The sequence below is a fragment of the Sphingobium quisquiliarum P25 genome (assembly GCF_000445065.1).
In the GTDB taxonomy this organism is placed as follows: Bacteria; Pseudomonadota; Alphaproteobacteria; order Sphingomonadales; family Sphingomonadaceae; genus Sphingobium; species Sphingobium quisquiliarum.
Genome location: NZ_ATHO01000051.1, coordinates 19,462 through 27,456 on the forward strand (window position 1 = coordinate 19,462; position 7,995 = coordinate 27,456).

The 7,995-nt window shown below is 66.3% G+C and carries 10 protein-coding genes; 6 read left to right on the forward strand and 4 right to left on the reverse strand.

Going from position 1 to position 7,995, the window contains the following annotated elements; all coding sequences use genetic code 11:
* Nucleotide 1: 1 nt before the first annotated feature.
* Nucleotides 2-802: a diaminopimelate epimerase gene (dapF, locus tag L288_RS28005; RefSeq protein WP_021237483.1), complete on the reverse strand. Its 801-nt coding sequence runs from the start codon at nt 800-802 to the stop codon at nt 2-4.
* Nucleotides 803-1,092: 290 nt separating this feature from the next.
* Between dapF and ffh the strand changes: the two genes are divergently transcribed.
* From ffh to rplS, 5 genes are all read left to right on the forward strand, one after another.
* Complete coding sequence (ffh, locus tag L288_RS28010; RefSeq protein WP_021237484.1) at nt 1,093-2,568, forward strand: signal recognition particle protein; 1,476 nt, start codon at nt 1,093-1,095, stop codon at nt 2,566-2,568.
* 41 nt (nt 2,569-2,609) lie between these two features.
* Nucleotides 2,610-3,059, forward strand: coding sequence for a 30S ribosomal protein S16 (gene rpsP / locus L288_RS28015; protein WP_021237485.1), 450 nt, complete (start codon nt 2,610-2,612; stop codon nt 3,057-3,059).
* Between the two features lie 5 nt (nt 3,060-3,064).
* Nucleotides 3,065-3,544, forward strand: a complete 480-nt coding sequence (gene rimM / locus L288_RS28020) for a ribosome maturation factor RimM (RefSeq protein WP_021237486.1) — start codon at nt 3,065-3,067, stop codon at nt 3,542-3,544.
* Between the two features lie 87 nt (nt 3,545-3,631).
* On the forward strand, nt 3,632-4,369 hold the full coding sequence (trmD, locus tag L288_RS28025; RefSeq protein WP_021237487.1) for a tRNA (guanosine(37)-N1)-methyltransferase TrmD: 738 nt from the start codon (nt 3,632-3,634) through the stop codon (nt 4,367-4,369).
* 5 nt (nt 4,370-4,374) lie between these two features.
* Entirely contained in the window at nt 4,375-4,743 is a 369-nt protein-coding gene (rplS, locus tag L288_RS28030) for a 50S ribosomal protein L19 (RefSeq protein WP_021237488.1), read from the forward strand.
* 220 nt (nt 4,744-4,963) lie between these two features.
* Here the strand turns inward: rplS and L288_RS28035 are convergent, their stop codons facing one another.
* Together L288_RS28035 and L288_RS28040 are read right to left on the reverse strand one after the other, a co-directional pair.
* Nucleotides 4,964-5,743, reverse strand: coding sequence for a TSUP family transporter (locus tag L288_RS28035; protein WP_021237489.1), 780 nt, complete (start codon nt 5,741-5,743; stop codon nt 4,964-4,966).
* A 111-nt stretch (nt 5,744-5,854) separates the two neighbouring features.
* Nucleotides 5,855-6,883: a polyprenyl synthetase family protein gene (locus L288_RS28040; RefSeq protein ID WP_021237490.1), complete on the reverse strand. Its 1,029-nt coding sequence runs from the start codon at nt 6,881-6,883 to the stop codon at nt 5,855-5,857.
* 100 nt (nt 6,884-6,983) lie between these two features.
* On the opposite strand from L288_RS28040, the gene L288_RS0121360 reads away from it, so the two are divergent.
* Nucleotides 6,984-7,262: a chorismate mutase gene (locus L288_RS0121360; RefSeq protein WP_030538996.1), complete on the forward strand. Its 279-nt coding sequence runs from the start codon at nt 6,984-6,986 to the stop codon at nt 7,260-7,262.
* A 3-nt stretch (nt 7,263-7,265) separates the two neighbouring features.
* On the opposite strand, the gene L288_RS28045 is transcribed toward L288_RS0121360, so the two are convergent.
* A partial coding sequence (locus tag L288_RS28045) for a DMT family transporter (RefSeq protein WP_021237492.1) occupies nt 7,266-7,995 on the reverse strand: 730 nt, incomplete at its 5' end.

Below are 7,995 nucleotides of genomic sequence, written 5' to 3' on the forward strand. Positions count from 1 at the left end.
GTCAGAAGCGCGCCCAGTCAGCCTCGCCGTCGAAGACATGGGTGGCGGGCCCGGTCATCACTATGTGCCCGCCAGGCCGCCAGTCGATGACGAGGTCGCCGCCCGGCAGGCTGACCTTCGCCGGGCCGCTGACCAGCTTGCGCCGCACCGCCGCCACCGCCGTGGCGCAGGCGCCGGTGCCGCAGGCGCGGGTGAGGCCCGCGCCGCGCTCCCAGACGATCAGGCGGATGTGGTTTTCGCCGATGATCTGCGCGAAGTTGACGTTCACGCGGGCGGGGAAAAGCGGATCGGTCTCGATCAGTGGACCCAGCCGCTCGACGTCAACCGCGTCCAGATCATCGCAGAAGAAGATGACATGGGGATTGCCGACATTGACCGCTGCTGGCGCGGGCAATTCTTCCCAACTCACCGGCATCGCCAGCGTGTCCATGGCGTAGGCGAGGGGGATGGCGTCCCAATCGAGCCGCGGCGCCCCCATGTCGACGCTCGCCCCGCCGTCGACGGCCTTCGCGTCCAGCAGGCCTGCCTTCGTCTCGATCAGCACGTCGCGCCCCACGAACAGGGGCACGCAGCGGGTGGCGTTGCCGCAGGCTTCCACCTCGCTGCCGTCGCTGTTGAAGATGCGCATCGACACGTCCGCGCGTTCGGATGGCCCGATCAGGATCAGCTGGTCGCAGCCGATCCCGGCATGGCGATCGGCAATGGCTTGGGCGCGCGCCGCCGTCATCTCGACCCCGCCTTCGCGCGCGTCGATCACGACGAAATCATTGCCTAAGCCGTGCATCTTGGAGAAGCGTCCCATAGACGGGCGCATGTAGGGCGCGCGCCGGGAAAAGGCTAGAGCGGCGCTTGCCGGCTTCCGTCACCCCGGACCCGATCCGGGGTGACGAGGGAACAGATGGTTGCGCGGCGACCCGCCATGCGCTAAAGGGCGCTCGCAATCAGGCGGCTTTCCGTCCGATACCCTGACAAATCCATGGCGCTCAACAGGGGCGCCGGATGGACGCTGGCCGGCGAGGTTTCGCCCGCCGGCGATTTTGTCGTTTGGCGGGGTGGCGCTGTTTTCCGGGCCTTTGCGGCTCAAATGAGGTGATGATGTTCGATTCGCTAAGCGATCGTCTGGGCGGGGTATTCGACAAGCTTCGTGGGCGCGGCGCGCTGACGGAGGACGATGTCCGCGCCGCGATGCGCGAGGTGCGAATCGCGCTGCTGGAGGCCGACGTCGCGCTTCCCGTCGTGCGGCAGTTCGTGGAGCAGGCGACCGAACGGGCCGTCGGCAGCGACGTGCTGCGCTCGGTCACGCCGGGGCAGATGGTCGTCAAGATCGTCTCCGACACCCTTACCGAAACGCTGGGGTCGGAAGCGTCCGACCTGCTGATCGACGTTTCGCCGCCCGCGGTCGTCATGATGGTCGGCCTGCAAGGGTCGGGCAAGACGACGTCCACCGCGAAGATCGCCAAGCGCCTCAAGGAAAAAGAGCGTAAGAAGGTGCTGATGGCGTCGCTCGACGTCCAGCGCCCGGCCGCGCAGGAGCAGCTTGCGGTCCTCGGCACCCAGACCGATGTCGCGACGCTGCCGATCGTGCCGGGCCAGCAGCCGGTCGAGATCGCCAAGCGCGCATTGCAGGCGGCGAAGCTGCAAGGCTTTGACGTGGTGATGCTCGACACGGCGGGCCGCCTGCACGTCGATCAGGCGCTGATGGACGAGATGAAGGCGGTCGCCGAAGTCTCCAACCCGGCGGAAATCCTGCTGGTGGTCGATTCGCTGACGGGTCAGGACGCGGTGAATGTCGCGACCAGCTTTACCGCTCAGGTGCCGCTGACCGGCGTGGTGCTGACCCGCATGGACGGCGATGCGCGCGGCGGCGCGGCGCTGTCGATGCGCGCGGTCACGGGGCGGCCGATCAAATTCGCGGGCACCGGCGAAAAGCTGGACGCGATCGAGCCTTTCCACCCCGCGCGCGTGGCGCAACGCATCCTGGGCATGGGCGACGTCGTGTCGCTGGTCGAAAAGGCGGCCGAGACCATTGATGCCGAGGAAGCGGACAAGCTCGCCAAGAAAATGGCGAAGGGTCAGTTTGACATGAACGACCTGCGCTCGCAGCTCAACCAGATGCGCCGCATGGGCGGCCTTGGCGCGCTGGCGGGCATGCTGCCGGGCCTTAAGAAAGCGCAGCAGGCGATGGCGGCGAGCGGCACGAACGATAAGACGCTGATCCATCTCGACGCGATGATCGGATCGATGACGCCCAAGGAGCGGGAGAAACCCGCCCTGATCAACGCCAAGCGCAAGATCCGTATCGCCAAGGGTTCCGGCCGCACCGTGCAGGAAGTCAACAAGCTCCTGAAAATGCATCAGGAGATGGAAACGGCGATGAAGAAGATCCGCAAGATGGGCGGCCTCAAAGGGCTGGCCAAGATGTTCACCGGCGGCGGCATGGACAAGATGCTGGGTGGGCTTGGCGGACCCGGCGGCGCTGGCGGGCCCGATCTGGGCGGGCTTCCGGGACTTGGCGGCGGCAACATGCCGAACCTGCCGCCCGGTTTTCAGAATTTCATGAAAAAATAAACAGTTTCAACAGGTTAAGTCAGAAAGGTAAGGTCAAGTTCATGGCAACGTCCATTCGTCTCTCGCGCGGTGGTTCCAAGAAGCGTCCCTATTATCGCATCGTCGTGGCCGACAGCCGCGCCCCGCGCGACGGCAAGTTCATCGAGCGCATCGGCAGCTACAACCCCGTTCTGCCCAAGGGCGATGAAAAGCGCGTCGTGCTGGATGTCGAGCGCGCGAAGCACTGGGTTGCCGCCGGCGCGCAGCCGACCGACCGCGTCGCCCGCTTCCTGGACGCCGCTGGCGTGAAGGAACGCGCCGCCCGCAGCAACCCGAAGAAGGCGGAGCCGGGCCAGAAGGCCAAGGAACGCGCCGAAGACCGCGCCGCCAAGGCTGCGGAGGCCGAGGAAGCCCGCAAGGCCGCTGAAGAAGCCGCCAGCGCTCCGGCCGAAGCGCCCGCCGAAGAAGCCGCGCCCGAAGCTGCTCCGGCTGAAGAACAGGCCGAAGGCTGATCGACTTGACCGGCAAGCCCGTCACTCTGGCCGTCATCATCGGCGCGCATGGGGTGACGGGCGAAGTCCGCCTGAAGCTGTTCGGAGAGGGGGCCGAGGCCCTCAAATCCTACAAGAGCTTCGATGCGGCGGGGCGGGTGCTGACGCTAAAATCAGTGCGCCCCGGCCCCAATGGCGCTGTCGCGCGGTTCGCCGAGATTGGCGATCGCAGCGCTGCGGAAGCCTTGCGCGGCACGGAACTTACGGTGCCCCGCTCTGCCCTGCCTCCGCTGGAAGAGGGCGAATATTATCATGCCGACCTGATCGGCCTGCCCTGTTTCTCTACCGAAGGTGAAGGGCTGGGCAATATCGTGGCGGTCGAGAATTTCGGCGCGGGCGACATTATCGAGGTCGAGCGGCCGAACGGCAAGCGCTTCATGGCGCCGATGCATGCGGTGACGATTGCCGGGGATCGGGCGGTGATCGAGGCGGCGTTTGCGGTCTGATGGGCTGGAACGGCCATCCGCTTTTAGCGTCATGCTGAAACACGTTCAGCATGACTGTGGCATAGTGCGTTCCCGGCTCCGCGAAATATGACGTTCACCACCCAGATCCTGACCCTCTACCCGGAGATGTTTCCCGGGCCGTTGGGCGTGTCGCTCGCCGGACGGGCGCTCATGGAGGGGAAATGGAGTTGCGATCCCATCCACATTCGCGACTTTGCGACGGACAGGCATCGCACTGTCGACGACACGCCTGCGGGCGGCGGGGCGGGCATGGTGCTGCGCGCCGACATATTGGGGCTTGCCATCGATCATGCGCTGGAGAAGCGGCCCGATCTGCCGGTGATCGCCATGACCCCGCGCGGCAGGCCAATCACCCAGGCGCGGGTGCGGGAACTGGCCGCCGGGCCCGGCGCGACCATCCTGTGCGGCCGGTTCGAGGGATTTGACGAGCGCATTTTCGAAGCGCGTCCCGTCGAGCAGATCAGCATGGGCGACATCATCCTGTCCGGCGGAGAGATGGGCGCGCTGATGCTGCTGGACGCTTGCATTCGGTTGCTTCCCGGAGTAATGGGCGCGGCTTCCAGTGGGGATGAAGAGAGCTTCGAAAGCGGCCTTCTCGAATATCCGCACTATACCCGGCCCGCTCTGTGGGAAGGGCGCGCGATCCCTGAAGTGTTGCGATCGGGGGATCATGCGAAAATCGCCGCCTGGCGGAAACAAAGGGCGGAAGAAGACACACGGCTAAGGCGGCCGGACCTTTGGGAACGTCATATCGGCGTTCGGGACCAGCCGCCCTCTGGTGCGCAACGCGAAACGAAGGACTGAGTTGAATGAACTTGATCCAGCAGATCGAGGCCGAAAACATCGCGGCTCTCGCCAAGGATATCCCGGAATTCCGTCCGGGCGATACGCTGCGCGTCGGCGTGAAGGTCGTCGAAGGCGACCGCAGCCGCGTCCAGAATTATGAAGGCGTCTGCATCGCCCGCTCCAACAAGGGCATGGGCAGCAACTTCACCGTGCGCAAGATTTCGTTCGGTGAGGGTGTGGAGCGCGTCTTCCCGCTCTATTCGCCGAACATCGATTCGATCACCGTGGTCCGCCGCGGTGTCGTGCGCCGTGCGAAGCTCTATTATCTGCGCGGCCGCACCGGCAAGCGCGCTCGCATCGCCGAGCGCCGCGACGTCCGCAGCGAGGATTGATCATCCTCGCGGCCTGACGGTCGAGACAAGAGAGGCGGTGTTCCTGAGGAGCGCCGCCTTTTTTATTGGCTTGTGAAATCCTTCCTGTGCCGAAGACGTGGGGAAGGGGACTGCCGGCGCAGCCGTTGGTGGATGGGAAACGGGCGAAGGGCTCGTATTTGCCCTCGACCAGCCTTACGGTTGATCCCTTTCCCCTCTTGCGATGGGGAGGATTTGGGGCTCAGCCGAACAGCAGTTGATGCACGGGATTTTTCGGGTCCAGCAGCATCTTCGCCGTCAGCCCCAGCGACATGATGATCAGCAGCGGGCGGATCAGCCTGCTCCCGAAGCGCATGGCGAGGTGCGATCCGATCTGGCCCCCGGTGATGCTGCCCACCGCCATGGCGAGACCAGCGGCCCAGATCACATGGCCGCCCGCGATCATGGTCAGCAGACCGGCCACATTGCTGGCAAGGTTGGCCGCTTTCGTCTGTGCCGTCGCACGCACCAGCCCCAGGCCGCCCATGGCCAGAAAGATGGTCGTGTAGAAAGCGCCAGCGCCGGGGCCGAAGAAGCCGTCATAAAAGCCCACCATGCCGATCAGCAGGCTGAGCCCCGCAATGCCGAGGCGGCTGTGCCGGTCCAGTTCGCTGATCCGGGGGGAAAAGGTGAAATAGGCGGCGAGCGCGATCAGCAGGCCCGGCATCAACCCGGCCAGGATCGACGGGTCGACCCGTTGCAACAGCCACGCCCCGCCCACCGACCCGGCGAAGGCAGCGGCGATCGGCCATCGATAGGCGCGCACGTCCATATGTCCCGCCCGCGCATAGGCGATGCATGCGCCGAAGGTGCCGATGGACGATTGCAGCTTGTTCGTCGCCACCGCCGCGACCGGCGGCACGCCTGCGGCCATCAGGGCGGGCAGGGTGATGAGGCCGCCGCCGCCCGCCATGGCGTCGATGCACCCGGCCATCAGCGCCGCCGCGATCAGGAAGCCGAGCGTTTCAGGAGAAAGGATCATGACCGCATATGTTCAGCTGACGCTCCCGCTCTGATTCCGCTTGCCGCGGCGAAGGCGGACGGGTCGTCCCTCCGCCGGACGCATAGGGAAACGTGAGGGGAGGAAAAACCCTCAATAAGCGCGCGCGATGGCGAACTCGACAGCTTCCACCAGCGCAGCCTTCGCCGTGCCTGCGTCGAATCGGCCGAGCGCGTCGATCGCCCGCTGCCCATAATGGCGCGCACGGGCCAGCGTGTCGTCGATCGCCCCGGTGGAGCGCAGCAACTGGGTGGCGCGGGCCAGATCCTCGTCGCTGGTCCGGTTGCCCGCTATCGCCTGCTTCCAGAAGGCGCGATCCTCTTCCGATCCGCGTGCATAGGCCAGGATCACCGGCAAGGTCACCTTGCCGTCGCGGAAGTCGTCGCCCGCATCCTTGCCCATGGTCGCGCCGTCCGATTCATAATCGATCGCGTCGTCGATGAGCTGGAAGGCGATGCCAAGGTTGCGGCCATAGACGTCCAGCGCCTTTTCCTCCGCCTCATCACGGTCGGCGACCACCGCCGAAATGCGGCAGGCAGCGGCGAAGAGGGCGGCGGTCTTCGCGCCGATAATGTCCAGATACTGCTCCTCGCTCGTGTCGATCCGGCGCTGGGCGGTCAGCTGGTTGACCTCGCCCTCCGCGATCACCGCCGACGCGTTGGACAGGATCTTGAGGACCTTGAGCGATTCCGCCTCCACCATCAGTTCGAAGGAGCGGGAAAAGAGGAAGTCGCCTACCAGCACGCTGGCGCTGTTGCCCCAGATGATGTTGGCGGTCTTGCGGCCCCGGCGCAGGCCCGATCCGTCCACGACATCGTCATGCAGCAGGGTGGCGGTGTGGATGAACTCGACCGCGGCGGCCAGCTTGTAGTGGCGCGTCCCGGCATAGCCGACGAGGTCGGCGCAGGCGAGCGTCAGCATCGGCCGCATCCGCTTGCCGCCGCCCGCGATCAGATGGCCCGCCAGTTCGGGGATCAGCGGGATGCGCGATTGCATCCGGTCCAGGATCACCGCGTTCACCTGGTTCATGCCCCCGGCGACGAGGGCCATCATCGGGTCGAGCGAAGGCGCGCCGTTGGCGCGGCCGATGGGATGGACATTGCCGGAAGCGGGTGCGGTCATGACCCGGCCCATGTGGCGGTGCAAAATGCAGATGGCAAGCGGGAATAGCTTGCGCGTTCAGCGGGAAGGCGCAAAAAAGCGCGAAATTTGGAGGACAGGCGTGGACGACAGTTTGAACCGGTATCGCGAGAGCATCGACAATATCGACGCCGCGCTGGTGTTCATGCTCGCCGAACGCTTCAAGATCACCCAGGCCGTGGGGGAATATAAGGCCTCCCACGCGCTGCCGCCCGCCGATCCGGGGCGGGAGGAACGGCAGATCGCCCGCCTGCGCCAGCTTGCGACCGATGCGAAGCTCGACCCCGACTTCACCGAGAAATTCCTGCGCTTCATCATCGATGAGGTGATCCGCCATCATGAGCGGCTGCGGGAAAGCTAGGGCCTAGGCAGGCTCCGCCACTGGCTCGCGCCTTCCCGGCGAGCGGCCGAGCAGCACGCCCGCCAGCGCCAGCGCGAAGCCGATGAGCTGCACCGGCCCCAGCCGCTCGCCGAACAGCGCCCATGCCTCGATCGCGGCGAGGGGCGGGACGAGCAGCAGCAGCATCGACATGCGCGCCGCCCCCTGCGTGCGCACCAGCCAGACGAGCAGCGACAACCCGCCCGCCGACAACCCCAGCACCGACCAGCCAAGGCCGATCCACAGCAGCGGCGCATTGTCCCACCGCGCTTCGCCGATCGTCAGCGCCGCCGCGATCGCGACCAGCGCGCCGCCCGCATTCTGCACCGCGCCCGAAACCCAGATGCCGTCGCCGGAAATCGAACCCCGCTGGACCAGCGTGCCGCCGGTCATGGCGATGATGGCGGCCAGCCCGGCAATGGCGGGCAGGACCGGGATGCCGTCGATGCCGGACCGCTCAATCGCTGGCAGCAGGACGCATCCGACGCCCGCAATGGCGATGCCGAGGCCTGCCCAGGCGCGCCCCGGCAGCCGGTCGCCCAGCAGCGCGACGCTGGCCACCGCCACCATCAGTGGTTGCAGCGCCCCCAGCAGCGACATGATGCCCGCTGGCATGCCATGATAGACCGCCCACCAGCTGACGGTCAGGTAGATGCCGTGCAGCATCGCGCCCGCCGCCAGATGCTGCCGCAGCCGCCCGGCCGGGGGCAGCGCC